The following is a 16,139-nucleotide window of genomic DNA, read 5'->3' as shown; positions in this document are numbered from 1 at the left end:
ACTCGAAAGCACGCAAAATAGCGCGCCTTGCCCTATCTTAGGGTATATGGGTGCAAAAAAGGATACACCTACCCCGGTAGTATCCACTTTGAGATCCCACTCTCCTATCCCACTTACTGAGTACCACTATGAGTTTTGAATCCTTAGGATTATCTGTTCCACTTCTTCGCGCTATCGACGAGCTTGGCTACACCAAAGCATCGCCAATTCAAGAAAAAGCCATTCCTGCCATTATCGAAGGCAAAGACGTCATGGCTGCCGCTCAAACAGGAACAGGCAAAACTGCAGGATTCACGCTACCACTACTTGAGAAGTTGAGCTCTGGGCAAAGAGCAAAAAGCAATCACGTACGCGCCCTTATCCTTACGCCAACCCGTGAACTTGCCGCTCAGGTTCATGATAGTGTGGTTAAGTATGGCGCTCATTTACCGACCACGTCGAATGTTATATTTGGTGGCGTAAAAGCAAACCCACAAATGCAAAAGCTTCGTAAAGGTTGCGATGTCCTTGTAGCAACACCGGGGCGTCTGCTTGATCTTTACAGCCAGAATGCAGTGAAATTCTCACAACTTGAAGTACTGGTACTTGATGAAGCCGATCGTATGCTTGATATGGGCTTCTTCCGTGATATTAAAAAGATCCTCGACCTATTACCAAAAGAGCGTCAAAACCTGCTTTTCTCAGCAACCTTCTCGCCAGAAATTCGCTCTTTAGCAAAAGGCTTAGTGCACAATCCTGTCGAAATCTCGGTAAACCCGCCTAACTCAACCACTAAATTGGTTGAGCAAAGCATCTATGTTTCCGACAAAAACCAAAAGTCAGCGATCTTGGCGAAACTCATCGAGCAAGGTGACTGGAAACAAGTACTGGTATTTAGCAAAACCAAACACGGTGCCAACCGCTTGGCTCGCTTTCTAGAAGGCAAAAACATCTCTGCGATGGCGATCCACGGTAACAAGAGCCAAGGCGCAAGAACCAAGGCTCTGGAACAATTTAAAACTGGGCAAATCCGCGTGTTAGTAGCTACCGACATCGCTGCTCGTGGTTTAGATATTCCTCAGTTGCCACAGGTGGTCAACTTTGACTTGCCGCATGTCTCTGAAGATTATGTGCACCGTATCGGCCGTACTGGTCGTGCTGGTGAAACCGGTAAAGCGTACTCACTCGTGTGTGCAGACGAAGCGAAAGAGCTGTTCTCTATCGAAAGACTGATTGGCGAAGTGCTAACGCGACATGAAATGGAAGGCTTCAAGCCTGTTCATGCACTGCCTGCCTCAAGAACAGACACTCGTGCAGCTAAACCTAAAAAGCCTAAGAAACCAAAAACAGAGCATGCTGACGGTCAGCGCCCAACAAACAGCCATCAAAAAACCAAGCAGAGACAGTTTGGTAAATCTGACTCTGGTAGTACAGACTCAAAAAACAAAAATGGCAGCAAAGCAAATACTCGTTCAGGTAATGCGCCTAGAAGACGTAAGCCAAAACCAACCAATACGGTTGCTAAGTCACAATAACCAAGCGGTATTAGACACGGTTTGTTATTGATTAGAAAAGTTAAATCGCAAAAGCCATCGCAAGATGGCTTTTTTATTGGCACTAACAGCACTGCCGAGACTCACGCCAAAATACCACTTAATGGTTAGATCGTTTTTTGACACTAAGTCAATGTTTTGACAACGCTTGCGCCACATCATTATTCTATAAAATAACTATGCAACCTCTTTTCACTCTGCAACAAATTTTGTTAACTTCATCGCAAACATATTGCATAGGGTTATATTCATGCTCAGGTCGCTACGTTCGCTCAATATTAAAAATACCATTCTCATTGTGTTTCTAATTCCCACATCATTGTTAATCTTTTTAATTGGAATGCAAATAAACCAAACCAGCCAGCAAGTCTCTGCCGCTGACACCTCTGAGGAATCGGTTCAGTTATTCCACCTTTATGACGAAGTGGCACACCAATTTGCGGTCGAGCGAGGACTCACTGCGGGTGTCATCGCAACAAAAGGGCAAGGTACACAAGTTGCTGCGCTTAAAAAGCAGCGCAAAAATGCTGACCTCGCGTATCAAAACCTCATTGCCTTCCAGCCTATGCATATCGACTCAGCGCTATTTAGCAACCTGATGAGGGATATTAAGCCACAGCTCGAGCGACGAGCTGAAATACGCGCCCAAGTCGACAGTCTCGCTATTAAGGATTCACCGTTTGCTTTCTACACCAACATCAATAGCCTCGCCCTTGATAACCTGTCCGTACTACTCACTCAAATTAGCGACTCACAGCTCAAATTAAAAATGCAGGGCTTGCTGGAATTATTGGTGATTAAAGAGGAAGCTGGGAAAGCGCGTGGGGCACTCAATGGCGCCTTTGCAGCGCAGCGCTCTTCGTTAGACGCTTTCAGCAACATCAGCACCTATATCGCCACAGAACAGCAAGCGTTAAGACAAGCCGAGCTTTTACTGCAAGGAGAGATAAAACAACAACTCCTAGCGATTACTCGCACTCAAACTTGGAAAGACGTTAACAACATCCAACAACAGTACCTTAGCCAAAAAGACAGCCTTGCCACGTTAACGGGTCCTACGCCTCAAATTTGGTTCTCGTTAGCCACCAAACGAATTGGCTTAGTCAAAGCTCTGCGTGACACGTTTACTCTCGATATTTCTCAGTCCGCCGCTGAACTTAAAGCGCAAGCAAGCCGTGCTCGCTTTTCTTATATTGCTCTTGCACTCTTTGTCGTTGTGCCACTGACTTTGCTTGCCATCTACTCCGTACGTACTATTCGTCAACGTGTACGCCAATTTAGTCAGCAACTTGACCACATGGCGAAAAACAAAGATCTAACCGTCAAACTCACAAGCAACAAAAATGATGAGTTGGGTGAGATTGCCCTTCATTTTAATCATCTGACCGACAGTCTAAGCCAAGCGCTGCGCAAGTCACTGGATGTAGCCAATCGCACCGAACAAGAAATGAAGACCATGACAGACCTAGTTAGCCAAGCACAAGAAGCCAGCCAGCAAACGCATCTTCGCTGTGACAACATCGCTACTGCAATGACTGAAATGGCACAAACTAGCCAAGAAGTCGCGAGTATCACTGTGGACGCGCAACACAGTGCCGATAGTGTTAAAGATAAAGCCATAGAATGCCACCGACATGGAGAACAATCGCTCGCGACGACAACGGGTCTTATTGAAAGTGTCAACGACACTTATACCTGCTTAGAAAGCCTTGAGCAGCAAATGGCAAATGTCACTGAAATTCTCGACAGTATCAATGCCATTTCAGAGCAAACTAACCTTCTTGCCCTAAACGCCGCGATTGAAGCAGCCAGAGCCGGTGAGCAAGGACGAGGCTTTGCCGTGGTTGCCGACGAAGTGAGAACGCTAGCACAGCGCAGTAAACAGTCTACAGAAGACATTAGACACTTACTTGATAACATCAGTGACAATGCCAAAACCTCTTTTGGCAATATGCAGCGTAGCCGAGATGCCAGTTACACCACGCAAACGATGGTATCTGAAACCAACGAGATGATGGACGCACTCACGGTGACAGTAAAAGAAATCACCGATTTCAACACCAGTATTGCCACCGCGTCAGAAGAGCAATCACAAACTACGCTATCGGTTGATTCTGATATCGATAATTTATTGTCTCTTGTGGAAAGTAGCAATCAAACCGTTGCTAACCTTCACAACGAAATGAGTACTGTGAAGTCGAGAATGTCGGAGCTAGTAAACGAAGTGTCTGCCTTTAAACTTAGCGCATAGATTGAAAGCAAGCGTATCGCTTTAAACTCAATCCATAGTGTGAGGTAATACGCGTAATCTATTGAATTAAAAGATATCCATTAGAAATAATAGATAAAAAATACCGAGCTAATCACGAAGCGTGTATTAGTCTCGGTATTTTTATTGAGCTTCATAGCCCGATGTGAGCAATTTATGCGTTAGGAACTTGCATAAATCACGCTGCCACCTTTGATGGTGTCAATAATCTCTTTAGATACGGACTGCGGTAGTGCTGGACAGCCCCAACTGCGGCCAAGATAGCCATTCTTTTTAATAAAAGACTCATTCGCGTAATCCGCACCGTGGACGACAATATAACGCTCTCTCGCATTATCGTTAACACCGCGACTCAAACCATCTAACCTTAACGAATAGCCGTTAGAGCCGTAGTAAGTTGTATCGGTCACAAACGTCCCTAACGATGTTTTTCTAGAATTAATCACATTGGAAAATGCAGTCGCTTGCTTAGCACCACTATTCACACCATGAGAAACATAGGTGTTATACACCAAAGACTTTTTAGCCAAATCAATCACATAAAAACGCTTGTCTGTTGAAGGCTTTGAATAATCAATAATAGTCAGCAGCGGCTTCTTTTTTTCCGGTGTTTTGCTATAAGCAATATAGGCATTTTTAAATAGTTGAAAATCCACCACACCATCGAGTGCTGCTCTGTCATAGATACGCTCAACCAATGTTGTGGGAGCCTCTAACTTTTTTTGAGCCTGATATGGTGATAATTCCGTTTCACTGCGTGCATTATATGAAACTACTAAAATAGCTATGAACGTAAATATCCATAGCGGGGAGATAATATTTTTAATCATTACTACAACAAGTTAGCTCAATAAACCAATTTATGCGTTCAATAACGCACTTACAATTGTTGGGATATTACGCTAATTCGCATGTGAATTGAATATAATCGTAGGGTTTTTGAGCGAAAACTTGAAACAAATCATATCATACCCAAAGGTTATTCAACCGATTCATTTATAATCAACAAGTTAACTTTCTTATTCCAGTACGTTAAGTGCCGCAAGAAAAATACGCCACTTAATTCATATTTTATCTACCATTAGAATCATTAAAACTATTTTATTGCCAACATATTTATCGCGGTTAACTATACGTAAGATTATCCGTATTCAATGACATAGCTGGTTTGAGTTGCGCAGAGTGTTCTCCCCTAAATATACGATCAAAATAACTCAGTGATGCGATTTTAGCGTTAGCCTTACCTTGCCATTTAGAACTATTTGCCACCAACCATTTCTCACGTGCACCAGCGATAATTTGCTGACTGACTGCAGCCTCCCTAAGTTCATGCTCAAAAGCATAATCTTGTTGCTGGCCAGACGTTGTCATAACGGTGTTAGACAGCGACGCCGCCGACACATCGACGGCACGAATAGAAGCGCAACTCACAATCCCAATATCGGCGGAAAACTGATCGAAAAACGGCACCACGTGATCACCGACCACATCCCTATCATTGGTGCGAACCCGTCCACCAGGCACCCAGGTTTCAATGTGTTCACACTGAGACAGAACATGCGCTGCTTCAAAATTATTTGTAACCACTCTTAGCTCTTGATGAGTCACTAGTTGCTCTGCAATCATTGCGATGGTAGTCCCAATCCCCAAGAAAATGGTGCTACCATTCGGGATATCTTGAGCGACTTGCTTAGCAATGCTCAACTTTTCATCTTTATTGGTCGTTTGACGCGACACATAACTACGATTGGCCAACATCGCGGGTAATCCTACCCCCCCATGGTGGCGACAGGCTAAACCTAGGCGACACAACTCATTTATATCTCGCCTGATTGTTTGAGTGGTTACGTCAAAGCAGCGCGCTAAATCATCAATGGAACAATATTCCTGAAGATGAACTTTATCTACAATAGATTGCTGACGAAGGCTTAATTTATGCATTATTATAAGATCTCACATTCGGCAGTATTCGGTGTATTAATAATGGAGGAACAGTAAGTCTGTGGTTTATCAGTAATCATCATATCGACACCCCACCCCCAATATTCAGCCACCTCAGATGGTATATTTGGTGTATAGCAATATAACTCGTAACCTAAACGCTTAATATCTACCGCTTGTTCTTTTGATAAATATCTATAATCGCAATGTACACTATACGCTTCTATTTCTAATAACTGATCAACGGCATTATCAGGAATACTCTGCCACAATTGACCACGTTTGATGTCTGGTAATATGACACCAAGATACTTTAATATACTATTATCAAAACTAGAAAAAAGTAGATCCGACAAAGCGATTTCATGCGAATCTATAACGTTTTTTATTTGGTCGCAAAGTTCAAACACTTCATCACCAGGGTAGCGCTTTATTTCAATATTGACCTTAGTACCATTTTCTTTAGCCAACGTTAACACTTCACTAAGTGTTGGAATTTTCTCATTATTATATTGACTATCGAACCAAGATCCCACGTCTAATTGTTGAAGTTCTTGTCGTGTCATTTGGGATACTAATCCGCTTCCATCACTGCACCGATCAACCGTTTTATCATGGATGACCATGGGAATATTATCCGCGCTCAGCTGAACATCAAGTTCAACCCAATCGCAATTATATTGCTTGGCTAAATTAAACGCTGCCAATGTATTTTCTGGTGCCATACTGGACACGCCTCGATGTGCGGTTAACTTCATGAATACTCTTCTCTGGCTCAATAATTTAATCGAAGAATCTCAGATTAACGTTACGATTTTATTTCATAAAAATGAGCAATAGTGAACATAACCGAAAAATTAACTTCATTTTATTGTCACTAAAGCGTCATTAAGTTCATTTAACTTTCAAGTGAACATTTTGGTGGCGATATATTATTCCCATCAATTCCTATTACCACAATATCGATGTCCTCAGATAAGGAAGATCTCATGTCAATTAAGACATTTACTGGTTTAGCACTAACAACAGCACTATTAAGCACACAAGTTCACGCTAAAACAGAAGTAGAATGGTGGCACGCAATGGGCGGTGCGCTAGGTCAAAAGGTTAATGAAATTGCCGCAGACTTTAATGCCAGCCAATCAGAATACGAGATAAAACCCGTTTATAAAGGCAGCTACGCAGAAACAATGACAAGCGCTATTGCTGCATTTAGAGCAAACGAACAACCTGCGATCGTGCAAGTCTTTGAAGTGGGTACGGCCACTATGATGGGGGCGAAGCAGGCAATCTATCCTGTCTACGAGCTTATGGAAGATACCAAAGAACCCTTTGATACGGACGACTATCTAGCTGCAGTTACGGGTTACTACACGACAAATGACGGTGAAATGCTCTCCATGCCGTTTAACAGCTCAACGCCTGTTATGTACTACAACAAAGACATGTTTAAAAAGGCGGGCATTAACGCCGCGCCAAAAACATGGAAAGAGATGGAATCCGTTTCACGTAAGCTCATGGAATCTGGCGCGCAGTGTGGATTTACGACCACATGGCAGTCTTGGACACAAATCGAAAACTTTGGCGCTCGAAACAATATTGCCGTTGCCAACAACAACAATGGTTTTAGCGGCGTAGATACTCAGTTCGAATTCAACGCAGCACCATTTGTTAAGCACATCGAACAGATGGGCGAATGGTCAAAAGCGGGCATTTTTAAATATGGTGGCCGTCAGTCCGACGGTATGCCTCTGTTCTATACGCAAGAGTGTGGTATGACAATGGGTTCTTCAGCGGGTCTTGCTGGTATCCAAGAGAACATGAAAGGTATTGATGTCGGCGTCGCCCAGCTACCCTATGACGATACTCTGATTGAAAAGCCACAAAACACTATCATTGGTGGTGCGTCGCTTTGGGTACTTCGTGGTCACTCCAATGAAGAATACAAAGGGGTTGCCAAGTTCTTTAGCTACCTTTCAAGCCCTGAAGTACAAGCCGACTGGCACCAGTTCACAGGTTATCTTCCGATCACTAAAGAAGCCTACGAATTGACCAAGCAACAAGGCTTTTATCAGTCTAACCCGGGCACTGATACGGCGGTTGTTCAGATGACGTCAACGACGCCAACGGCGAATTCTAAAGGGATCCGTTTTGGTAACTTCTTGCAAACTCGTGACATTATCAATGAAGAACTCGAAGCCGTTTGGGCAGGAAAAGCATCGGCCAAATCAGCGCTTAACAACGCCGTTCGTCGCGGTGACGAACAACTTCGTCGCTTTGAACGTACGCAAAAATAACAAAACATAATTAGTCGCCACCGTTATCGGTGGCGATATTTTGCTTTGCCGTAGTACCTTGGAACACTTGTATGTCATCTCCTGTTGTATTTAAAAATAAGTGGTTACCTGTTGCGCTGATCGCGCCTCAGTTATTTATCACATTAGTCTTTTTTATCTGGCCTGCAGGTCAGGCTATTTTCCAATCCTCGCAACTTGAAGACGCGTTTGGGTTGAGCAAAGAATTCGTTGGGCTAGAAAACTTCATCACTCTCTTCAACGACAGCTATTACCTTGATGCGTTTCTTACCACGTTACAATTTAGTATCAGCGTGGCATTTCTCGCTTTGATTAGCGCGCTGATTCTGTCGGCATTTGCAGAGCAAATCGTGCGTGGTTCAACTTTTTACCGCACTTTCCTTATCTGGCCATATGCCGTTGCGCCCGTTGTTGCTGGCTCGCTATGGCTCTTTCTCTTTGACCCAACCATTGGTGTCGTAACGGAAATGTTAGGCTGGTTTGGTGTCGACTGGAACCCGACATTGAATGGTAGTCATGCGATGTGGATGGTTATCATCACCTCGACATGGAAACAAATCAGCTACAACTTTCTATTTTTCCTCGCGGCGTTGCAGTCGGTGCCTAAATCCTTGCACGAAGCCGCAGCGATTGACGGAAGCGGTCCAATTAAACGCTTTATGACCATCAGCTTCCCTTTAATTTCACCCACCAGTTTTTTCCTATTAGTCGTAAACTTTGTCTACGCCTTTTTTGATACGTTTGCGGTCATCCATGCAATGACACAGGGTGGACCAAGCAACAGTACCTCTACCCTAGTTTATAAAGTGTATAACGATGGTTTCATCGGGCTTGATCTCGGCTCATCCGCGGCGCAATCCGTTATTTTAATGGTATTAGTCGCGCTGCTCACCGTGTTCCAATTTAAATATGTTGAAAAAAAGGTGGCGTACTAATGGTTGAACGAAGACCCCTGTTTGCAATTTTTTGTCATGTCATCTTAATCCTTGGCATTCTTTCTATTGCCCTGCCAGTCTGGGTGGCGCTAGTTGCGACCACTCACGACAACACCGCCTTTGCCACGGGTACTCCGCTCTGGTTCGGCGATCTAGGGTTTAGTGTATTTAGAGAATTGTGGAGCAACGAAAGTACTTACAACAACTCAGCATTACCCATTACGCACATGCTGTTTAATTCATTCATCATGGCGCTATGCATTACAATCGGCAAGCTCACCATTTCCATTTTATCCGCCTATGCTGTGGTGTTTTTCCGATTTCCCGGTCGTATGTTGGCGTTTTGGATGATTTTCTTCACGCTAATGCTGCCCGTTGAAGTACGCATCATGCCGACATTTGAGGTTATTACTAATCTCAATATGCTTAATTCATTTTCAGGCTTAACGATTCCGTTAATTGCCAGTGCTACTGCGACTTTCTTGTTTCGTCAGTTCTTTTTGACCGTACCGCATGAGTTAGTTGAAGCAGCCCGCATCGATGGCGCAGGACCTATTAAGTTCTTTATCGACATCTTGCTGCCGCTGTCGCGAACCAATATCGCTGCACTATTTGTTATTACCTTTATCTATGGCTGGAACCAATACCTTTGGCCATTATTGATCACCACCGATACTCAATACTTCACCATCGTTATGGGTATCAAACAAATGCTAGGCGTCGTTGATGGCGTCGTCGAATGGAACAAAATCATGGCAACCACCATTATCGCCATGCTACCCCCTGTCATCGTTGTTATTGGCATGCAAAAAGCATTCGTCAAAGGCCTAGTGGATTCGGAGAAATAAATGTCAACGCTCACTCTTAAAAACATTGCGAAATCGTACCCAAATGGTTACCAAGCCGTCCAAAAACTAAACCTAGATATCAATGATGGCGAAATGGTTGTACTTGTTGGCCCTAGTGGTTGCGGAAAATCGACGCTGCTGCGCATGATCGCGGGATTGGAAGAAATTACCTCTGGTGAGCTCACCATCGATAATAACGTTGTCAATCATCTTGAACCGGGTGAAAGAGACATTGCCATGGTGTTCCAAAACTATGCGCTCTACCCTCATATGTCGGTGTTCAATAATATGGCATATGGGCTTCGCAATCGTAAAACCCCAAAAGCCGACATCCAGCGTTTGGTGGATGAAGCAGCGGAAATGCTCGAGCTATCACATCTATTAGATCGCAAGCCCAAAGAGCTTTCCGGTGGGCAAAGGCAGCGAGTGGCTATGGGTCGAGCTATCGTACGAGAACCTAAGGTATTCTTATTTGATGAACCTTTATCAAACCTTGATGCCAAGCTACGTGTGCAAATGCGCCTTGAGATTAAAAAACTGCAGCGCCGACTGGCAACGACATCGGTTTACGTGACTCACGATCAAGTTGAAGCCATGACGCTTGCTGACAAGCTAGTGGTGCTCAACAAAGGTAACGTCGAACAAGTTGGTACGCCGCTGGAGATTTATGACAACCCCGCCTCCATGTTTGTGGCCACGTTCATCGGTTCACCATCAATGAACATACTCGATGCCAACGTCACCGCAGAGGGCCTACAGCTTGGACACGCGTTGCTGCCAAGCCAAACTCAATCACTCGACCTAGGAGAGATCAAGTTGGGCTTACGCCCTGAACACCTCACCATTGCTTTAGACAACCCATGGTTTGAAGTGGAAGTAGAATTGGTTGAGTCACTTGGCGCTGATTTACTTCTTTACTGCCAAACTCAAGACAACCAAGCACAGAAGCTGGTCGTGCGAGTTGAAGGACACAGTCACATCAACATCGGTGATATTCTTGGTTTGGATATCGACCTCAATCATGTCCACTTATTTGATTCTAAGACTGAAAAACGCATTGAATTCGATGCTCATGCCGCAAATAACCCAGAGGTTATCAATGCCTAGCAACGCGTACGACATGTTGTCATCAGCACCCGCTAATACGCCTCAATCGCTGAAACACCCGCAGCCATTGGCCGCGGCACCACCTGAGGCACTGAAACGTATTCAATGGTTACTCACCGATGTTGATGACACGTTAACATGGCAAGGCACGCTACCCACGCAAACCCTTGAAGCACTTACGCAACTAAAAGAAGTGGGGGTTCATGTTATTGCCGTCACCGGGGCCTGTGCCGGTTGGTGTGATCAAATCGCTAAATTATGGCCTGTTCATGGTGTTATCGGTGAAAATGGGGCTTTTTCAATGCAAAAGGACGATCATGGGTTTCATATTCAGTCCGCTTTGCCCATATCCGTAATGAAACATCAGCAAGGGGAATTACTGCAGGCGTTAAAACAGCTTCTACGTGACTACCCCGATATTGATTTTGCTAATGATCAAGCATTCCGATACTGCGATGTGGCGATTAATATTGGCCAAGATCGTGATGCAGTTGATAGCGACACGTGCCAAGAATTACTGGCGCGTATCCGTCAACTGTCGATTGAAGGTCATAACGTCAAAGCCACACAAAGTTCGATTCATATTAATGTCTGGATAGGCGAACATAGTAAGCGAGCAACAAGTGAGCAGTTACTTCGCCAACAGCTATCACTGGACTCCTTACCTATCGAACACATTACCTATATTGGGGACTCCCTCAATGACGAATCGATGTTCGAATGGCTTCCTATGACATTTGGCGTCAACAATATCACTCGATGGCTGCCAGAGCTCAGTGCAAAGCCAAGTTATGTCACCGTGAATAACGGAGGGTACGGGTTTGCTGAACTTGCCGCGTTAATTGTTCAAGCAAAACAATCACTCGCGTAGTTCTGCATCACTTAATAAGCACCCTACACTACGGTATCGTCCCACTCACTCAGTCGCACTGTCATTTTTAAGTGTCACTGAGTGAGCCTCACATCCTCCTGCTACCTGTAAGTTATACTTACACCTGCTAATTCGAGCGCCACAACGGGATAAGTATAATTGCCCTATATCCACCAATTAGGTATTCGCATATGCTCATTTCTTTCAGTCCACGACACTTTAAAATTGCCGTTAGCGCCATCGCAACACTCGCCTCTTTTACCACCTTTAGCTCATTTGCAGACGACCAATACGTCACGGCCAAAGCGCTTGGATTAATGGAAGGCTTCCCTCCAGCGATTGAAAAACGAGTTGATAAGTCTAACGCACTATTTAGTGGCCCCTACAACCGTTGGTCTTATCTCAACATGCGCACCATTTATCCTACAACAGGGATAGATAACGCCGACGTTGCGATAGCGATGCCCCGCCATCTCGATACAGCCATTAACGAACTACGCGTGCAGAAGGTAGATGAAGCAGGCAAGATGACCGAACAGTCGGTTGATATGAATACTTATTTCAAAGAAACCTACACCGACGCTTTTGTCGTGGTAAAAGGCAACCAAATTGTCTTTGAACACTATGACAACGGAATGGATGCAAATCACCCTCACCTAATGATGTCGGTCACGAAATCATTTGCTGGACTGCTTGGATTGATGGCCGTTGAGAACGGGCAAGCAACGGAAGAAGACAAAGTATCGTCACAACTTCCTGAGCTAAAAACATCTGGCGCATTTAAAGACGCGACGTTTGGTCAAGTTCTGAATATGACGAACGCGATGGATTTTTCTGAGGATTATGCAGACCCCAACTCAGGGATTGTGCAATACGGAATCGTCTTAGGGCTAATGGAACCAGAAGAAGGGAAAACGTACGCAAATAGCATTTACGAATTTTTACCCAGTCTGCCACGTGACATGAACCACAACCATGGCGATATTTTTCATTATCAAACACCAAAAACTGACGTCGTCAATTGGTACACTAATCGCGTTACTGGCCAATCTTTCCAAAAAAGCCTCAGCGATAAGCTTTGGTCAAAACTAGGAACGGATGGCGAAACTTATGTATTGCTTGATAAAAACGGGACTTTATTTGCAGGAGGTGGATTAAACGCCACACCCACTGATCTCGCACGCTTTGCCACAATGATGCTGAACAACGGTCAATTCAATGGTGAGCAAGTCGTGGCAAAATCTATCGTTGATACGCTCGCCAAAGGCGGAAACATCGATGCCTTTAGTAACGGTACTGAAGCCCATGGCCCTATGGCAAATGGTGATTGGAGTTATCGAGCGCAATGGTGGGTTCGTCATACGGCAGGTAAAGAGTCATTTAACGCCATTGGTGTTCACGGACAATGGATCTATATCGATCGCGAACGTAACATCGCTATTATTAAGCAATCCTCACAACCGGTATCAGCAAACGATTATTTTGATGGTTACAACATCAATGCTTTTGACGCGATCATTGATCATTTAAGCCAATAAGTTTAAAACAACAGCTCAAATAAAAAACCCGGTATTGAATCACCAATACCGGGTTTTTTAACTCAATACAACACTATTTATCTTGGCAATAATAAACCGAAACGTCAGCCCCGGCTGGTCGATCTCTGCGCGTTTTAATAATGTCATCTACATGAAAATGAGTCCCACCCAACATGTAAGTTGTGTTTTTTATGTACGGATAAAAATTATTCGGGTGTCCATCTTCAAATGTGAACATTTCTACCTGCTCACAATTCATATTCTTCTTAGTAAATTCAGATAACGCCATCACTTTAGCAGCTTCAGGGTCAACCGGTATTTTTCGAGTAACACATCCAGTAGTGACAATGGTGGTAAGCGCTAAGAGCGCAGTACAAACAACTTTAAACATTTCAAGCCTAGCTATAACAAAATTTCGGGGGGACTATAATAATTCAGTGATCAATTAGCAAACCTAACCTATTAACAAATCACTGAGTTCCTCCAAAGCTGAAAGCTCACATTTAGGCGTTGTAAGTTAATCGCACGCCTTTAGCTTCAACAAGGTATGACCCAAACCAATATTATCGGTACGCTCTGTCACCTCTAGGCCTGCAGCTTCAACGATTTCTAGGAAATCTTCACTGCGGTAGAAACGGCTATTCCCGTTGGCAAGGCAAGTAAAATACAATGATGTGGCGTTTAGACTAAACGAGGCGGCATCGTATTTTTGTGCATCCCAGAATAATTCTAAGATATACACCGTTGAACCGGGCGCAAGCTGAGCTCGGACGTTTTTCAAAATGGTCAGGATCTCCATCGGCGAAAAACAATCAAGGAATTGACTCATCCACCACACATCGGCATGTGCGGGTAATGCCTGAGATTTATCTAGCATATTGGCAGGGAATGGATGAACGCGCTCAGCAAAGCCGTTATCAGCGACATTCTTCATCGCGACGTTAAGTTGCTGGGGTAAATCAACAATGGTCACTTCAACGTCATCATTGTAACCGCAACACTGCAACGCCCACTTACCCGTATTACCGCCAATATCTACGATATGTTTCGGCTCAAGACTAAACACTTCTTTTAGCAATATCGGGAATGAGCGGTCAGAATAAAAGTGGTCAAATTTAAACCAACTCTCTTTCGCTTTTTCAGGGAGTTGAGATAAGCCTTGATAAATGGTTTCCCACTCTCCCAGCTCCTTCAACCCTGCTGGCTTACCTTCTTTGATGGATTCAGTTAAATGCATCATCGCGGCGTAACAAACGTCTGCGGTAAAATCCATGTTCGCTTGTGTCATGCCGTCATGAAGCAAGAAGTGCCCCATATTAGCCAATGAGTAGTTTGGTTTATTCCACAACACAATATGCGCGCTGATTGCCATATCGAGCAGTACTTTTACCCCGTACTCCGAAACACCCGTCGCTTGAGCGATGTCCTCGGCACAAAGACCTTTATCACCCGCTTTATCGAGTTCAGCTAAAATGCCTAAGTCTCTTAGGGTACGAGCGGCTTGAAACACAATCGGAGCAAAAGACAGCTCTTGAGCGGCGGTCTTTGCTTCAAACGCATTGTATGGATCAATATTTTGTTCTGACACGTAAAATCCCGATTACTATTTAATTAATTATTTTGATGCTGCTGTCGCGGCGAGTTGCGTTTTTATATCAGTATTCAAATTATTGATCCAGCGGTTGTAATTACGATGAATTTCACCATCTGCCGCTTTTAAGTTTTTTGAATCAACGTAAGTGATTGAATAATATTTTTTTGTATAAGGGATATCTATTTCAGCTTCATGGCTGCGAACTGAAATCGTCGCGTTTAACACGCCTGCTTTTGACTCTGAAACCACCCAACCACGATTTTCAGCGGCTGCGGTGATTACTGACTTAACCTGCGTTGCTGTTAAATCATAAGCGACAGGCTCATTTTCAAAATTCAATACTGGATGTACTCGCCCACAACCAACAAGTACTAAGGTTATAACGGTTGCTACCACGAACTTTAATGCTTTCATACTATTCCCTTACATTTTTTCTTGTAAAACGATATGATTATCCAGTCGCCTGCCAATAAATCAATATCTTATGCCTCATCCACTGCCTATAATTTCTGTTAATATCGAGACTTGGTGTGCTAAGTCTAAAGGTCTCCATACCCAAGCAGACTGGTTAGCTTGGTCCCATACTGGTCAGTGGCCTGTAGAAGGCTCCTTAGAAGTCAATCGAATTCCCGCGATGATGCGCCGCAGAATGAGCTCATTGAGCAAGCTTGCGGTGCAATGCGCTATTGAATTGATGGAACATCAATCTATCGATTATATTGTTTTTTCCAGCCGACATGGTGAGTTACTACGCAGTTCTGAACTCATCAAAGATATTATTCGTGGTGATGACGCCTCGCCGATGGCATTTTCTCAATCTGTGCACAACACTGCAGCGGGTTTAACGACCATTGCGACGAAGCAGCCCATCCCTGTCACTTCGATAGCGGCGTCAAGCAACACCTTTCACAGTGCTATGATTGAGGCGTGGAGTTACCTCGCAGAATACCCAAGCCATCGAGTACTATTGGTCGATTTTGATGAGCCAGTACCCGAAATTTATCAACAATATGAAGATAAACAATTTTGCAGTTACAGCTTGGGACTGGTGCTCACTCATGGCGATGCGTTATCAATTCCGCCTCTAAACGCCAACCAGACACATTGTGATTTGCCACAGGCATTATCTTTCTTGCAGCATTGGTTAACTTCTACGACAACATAAAAAACGCTATAGCGAGCTAAATAA

General features: G+C 44.1%; 15 protein-coding genes. 9 read left to right on the top strand and 6 right to left on the bottom strand.

The genetic code is table 11. The annotated features are described in order from the left end of the window. The first annotated feature begins 128 nt into the window (after positions 1-128). Together M9196_RS05920 and M9196_RS05915 are read left to right on the top strand one after the other, a co-directional pair. Positions 129-1,514, top strand: coding sequence for a DEAD/DEAH box helicase (locus tag M9196_RS05920; protein ID WP_250616608.1), 1,386 nt, complete (start codon positions 129-131; stop codon positions 1,512-1,514). Between the two features lie 268 nt (positions 1,515-1,782). Beyond that, positions 1,783-3,783 carry a methyl-accepting chemotaxis protein gene (locus M9196_RS05915; RefSeq protein ID WP_250616607.1) on the top strand — a complete coding sequence of 667 codons (2,001 nt, stop codon included), beginning with the start codon at positions 1,783-1,785 and terminating at the stop codon, positions 3,781-3,783. Between the two features lie 179 nt (positions 3,784-3,962). On the opposite strand, the gene M9196_RS05910 is transcribed toward M9196_RS05915, so the two are convergent. From M9196_RS05910 to M9196_RS05900, 3 genes are all read right to left on the bottom strand, one after another. Further along, a complete protein-coding gene (locus M9196_RS05910; protein ID WP_250616606.1) occupies positions 3,963-4,631 on the bottom strand; it encodes a murein L,D-transpeptidase catalytic domain family protein in 669 nt (222 codons plus the stop codon). 295 nt (positions 4,632-4,926) lie between these two features. Next, a complete protein-coding gene (locus M9196_RS05905) occupies positions 4,927-5,742 on the bottom strand; it encodes a DeoR/GlpR family DNA-binding transcription regulator (RefSeq protein ID WP_250616605.1) in 816 nt (271 codons plus the stop codon). Positions 5,743-5,744: 2 nt separating this feature from the next. Beyond that, positions 5,745-6,500, bottom strand: coding sequence for a glycerophosphoryl diester phosphodiesterase (locus M9196_RS05900; RefSeq protein ID WP_250616604.1), 756 nt, complete (start codon positions 6,498-6,500; stop codon positions 5,745-5,747). Positions 6,501-6,731: 231 nt separating this feature from the next. Here M9196_RS05900 and ugpB point away from each other — a divergent pair, with 231 nt between their 5' ends. The 6 genes from ugpB to M9196_RS05870 all read left to right on the top strand — a co-directional run bounded on the left by ugpB (position 6,732) and on the right by M9196_RS05870 (position 13,356). After that, positions 6,732-8,039 (top strand): sn-glycerol-3-phosphate ABC transporter substrate-binding protein UgpB, encoded by a 1,308-nt coding sequence (gene ugpB, locus M9196_RS05895; protein ID WP_250616603.1) that lies wholly within the window; start codon positions 6,732-6,734, stop codon positions 8,037-8,039. Between the two features lie 71 nt (positions 8,040-8,110). Then, positions 8,111-8,992 (top strand): sn-glycerol-3-phosphate ABC transporter permease UgpA, encoded by an 882-nt coding sequence (gene ugpA / locus M9196_RS05890; protein WP_250616602.1) that lies wholly within the window; start codon positions 8,111-8,113, stop codon positions 8,990-8,992. Beyond that, entirely contained in the window at positions 8,992-9,840 is an 849-nt protein-coding gene (gene ugpE, locus M9196_RS05885) for a sn-glycerol-3-phosphate ABC transporter permease UgpE (protein ID WP_250616601.1), read from the top strand. Before ugpA ends, ugpE begins: the two co-directional genes overlap by 1 nt. Next, positions 9,841-10,947, top strand: a complete 1,107-nt coding sequence (locus M9196_RS05880; RefSeq protein ID WP_250616600.1) for a sn-glycerol-3-phosphate import ATP-binding protein UgpC — start codon at positions 9,841-9,843, stop codon at positions 10,945-10,947. Positions 10,948-10,960: 13 nt separating this feature from the next. After that, positions 10,961-11,818: an HAD-IIB family hydrolase gene (locus tag M9196_RS05875; protein WP_406707631.1), complete on the top strand. Its 858-nt coding sequence runs from the start codon at positions 10,961-10,963 to the stop codon at positions 11,816-11,818. Between the two features lie 191 nt (positions 11,819-12,009). After that, entirely contained in the window at positions 12,010-13,356 is a 1,347-nt protein-coding gene (locus M9196_RS05870) for a serine hydrolase domain-containing protein (protein ID WP_250616598.1), read from the top strand. 73 nt (positions 13,357-13,429) lie between these two features. Here the strand turns inward: M9196_RS05870 and M9196_RS05865 are convergent, their stop codons facing one another. The 3 genes from M9196_RS05865 to M9196_RS05855 form a co-directional block, all read right to left on the bottom strand. Then, positions 13,430-13,747 (bottom strand): hypothetical protein, encoded by a 318-nt coding sequence (locus M9196_RS05865; protein WP_250616597.1) that lies wholly within the window; start codon positions 13,745-13,747, stop codon positions 13,430-13,432. Positions 13,748-13,873: 126 nt separating this feature from the next. Next, positions 13,874-14,944: a methyltransferase gene (locus tag M9196_RS05860; RefSeq protein ID WP_250616596.1), complete on the bottom strand. Its 1,071-nt coding sequence runs from the start codon at positions 14,942-14,944 to the stop codon at positions 13,874-13,876. 27 nt (positions 14,945-14,971) lie between these two features. After that, entirely contained in the window at positions 14,972-15,364 is a 393-nt protein-coding gene (locus M9196_RS05855; protein ID WP_250616595.1) for a hypothetical protein, read from the bottom strand. A gap of 70 nt (positions 15,365-15,434) precedes the next feature. On the opposite strand from M9196_RS05855, the gene M9196_RS05850 reads away from it, so the two are divergent. Beyond that, positions 15,435-16,115 carry a beta-ketoacyl synthase chain length factor gene (locus tag M9196_RS05850; protein ID WP_250616594.1) on the top strand — a complete coding sequence of 227 codons (681 nt, stop codon included), beginning with the start codon at positions 15,435-15,437 and terminating at the stop codon, positions 16,113-16,115. Positions 16,116-16,139: the final 24 nt, after the last annotated feature.

It is taken from the genome of Vibrio methylphosphonaticus (assembly GCF_023634655.1).
Classification (GTDB): Bacteria; Pseudomonadota; Gammaproteobacteria; order Enterobacterales; family Vibrionaceae; genus Vibrio; species Vibrio methylphosphonaticus.
This window is presented reverse-complemented; position numbering and strand designations above follow the sequence as displayed.

What these genes read in the sequence shown, in the direction of transcription:
- M9196_RS05870 (WP_250616598.1), top strand. Translation starts at nt 12,010, where the DNA reads ATGCTCATTTCTTTCAGTCCACGACACTTTAAAATTGCCGTTAGCGCC.
- ugpA (WP_250616602.1), top strand. Translation starts at nt 8,111, where the DNA reads ATGTCATCTCCTGTTGTATTTAAAAATAAGTGGTTACCTGTTGCGCTG.
- M9196_RS05865 (WP_250616597.1), bottom strand. Translation starts at nt 13,747, where the DNA reads ATGTTTAAAGTTGTTTGTACTGCGCTCTTAGCGCTTACCACCATTGTC.
- ugpB (WP_250616603.1), top strand. Translation starts at nt 6,732, where the DNA reads ATGTCAATTAAGACATTTACTGGTTTAGCACTAACAACAGCACTATTA.
- M9196_RS05850 (WP_250616594.1), top strand. Translation starts at nt 15,435, where the DNA reads ATGCCTCATCCACTGCCTATAATTTCTGTTAATATCGAGACTTGGTGT.
- M9196_RS05855 (WP_250616595.1), bottom strand. Translation starts at nt 15,364, where the DNA reads ATGAAAGCATTAAAGTTCGTGGTAGCAACCGTTATAACCTTAGTACTT.
- M9196_RS05880 (WP_250616600.1), top strand. Translation starts at nt 9,841, where the DNA reads ATGTCAACGCTCACTCTTAAAAACATTGCGAAATCGTACCCAAATGGT.
- M9196_RS05900 (WP_250616604.1), bottom strand. Translation starts at nt 6,500, where the DNA reads ATGAAGTTAACCGCACATCGAGGCGTGTCCAGTATGGCACCAGAAAAT.
- ugpE (WP_250616601.1), top strand. Translation starts at nt 8,992, where the DNA reads ATGGTTGAACGAAGACCCCTGTTTGCAATTTTTTGTCATGTCATCTTA.
- M9196_RS05875 (WP_406707631.1), top strand. Translation starts at nt 10,961, where the DNA reads ATGTTGTCATCAGCACCCGCTAATACGCCTCAATCGCTGAAACACCCG.
- M9196_RS05920 (WP_250616608.1), top strand. Translation starts at nt 129, where the DNA reads ATGAGTTTTGAATCCTTAGGATTATCTGTTCCACTTCTTCGCGCTATC.
- M9196_RS05905 (WP_250616605.1), bottom strand. Translation starts at nt 5,742, where the DNA reads ATGCATAAATTAAGCCTTCGTCAGCAATCTATTGTAGATAAAGTTCAT.
- M9196_RS05910 (WP_250616606.1), bottom strand. Translation starts at nt 4,631, where the DNA reads ATGATTAAAAATATTATCTCCCCGCTATGGATATTTACGTTCATAGCT.
- M9196_RS05915 (WP_250616607.1), top strand. Translation starts at nt 1,783, where the DNA reads ATGCTCAGGTCGCTACGTTCGCTCAATATTAAAAATACCATTCTCATT.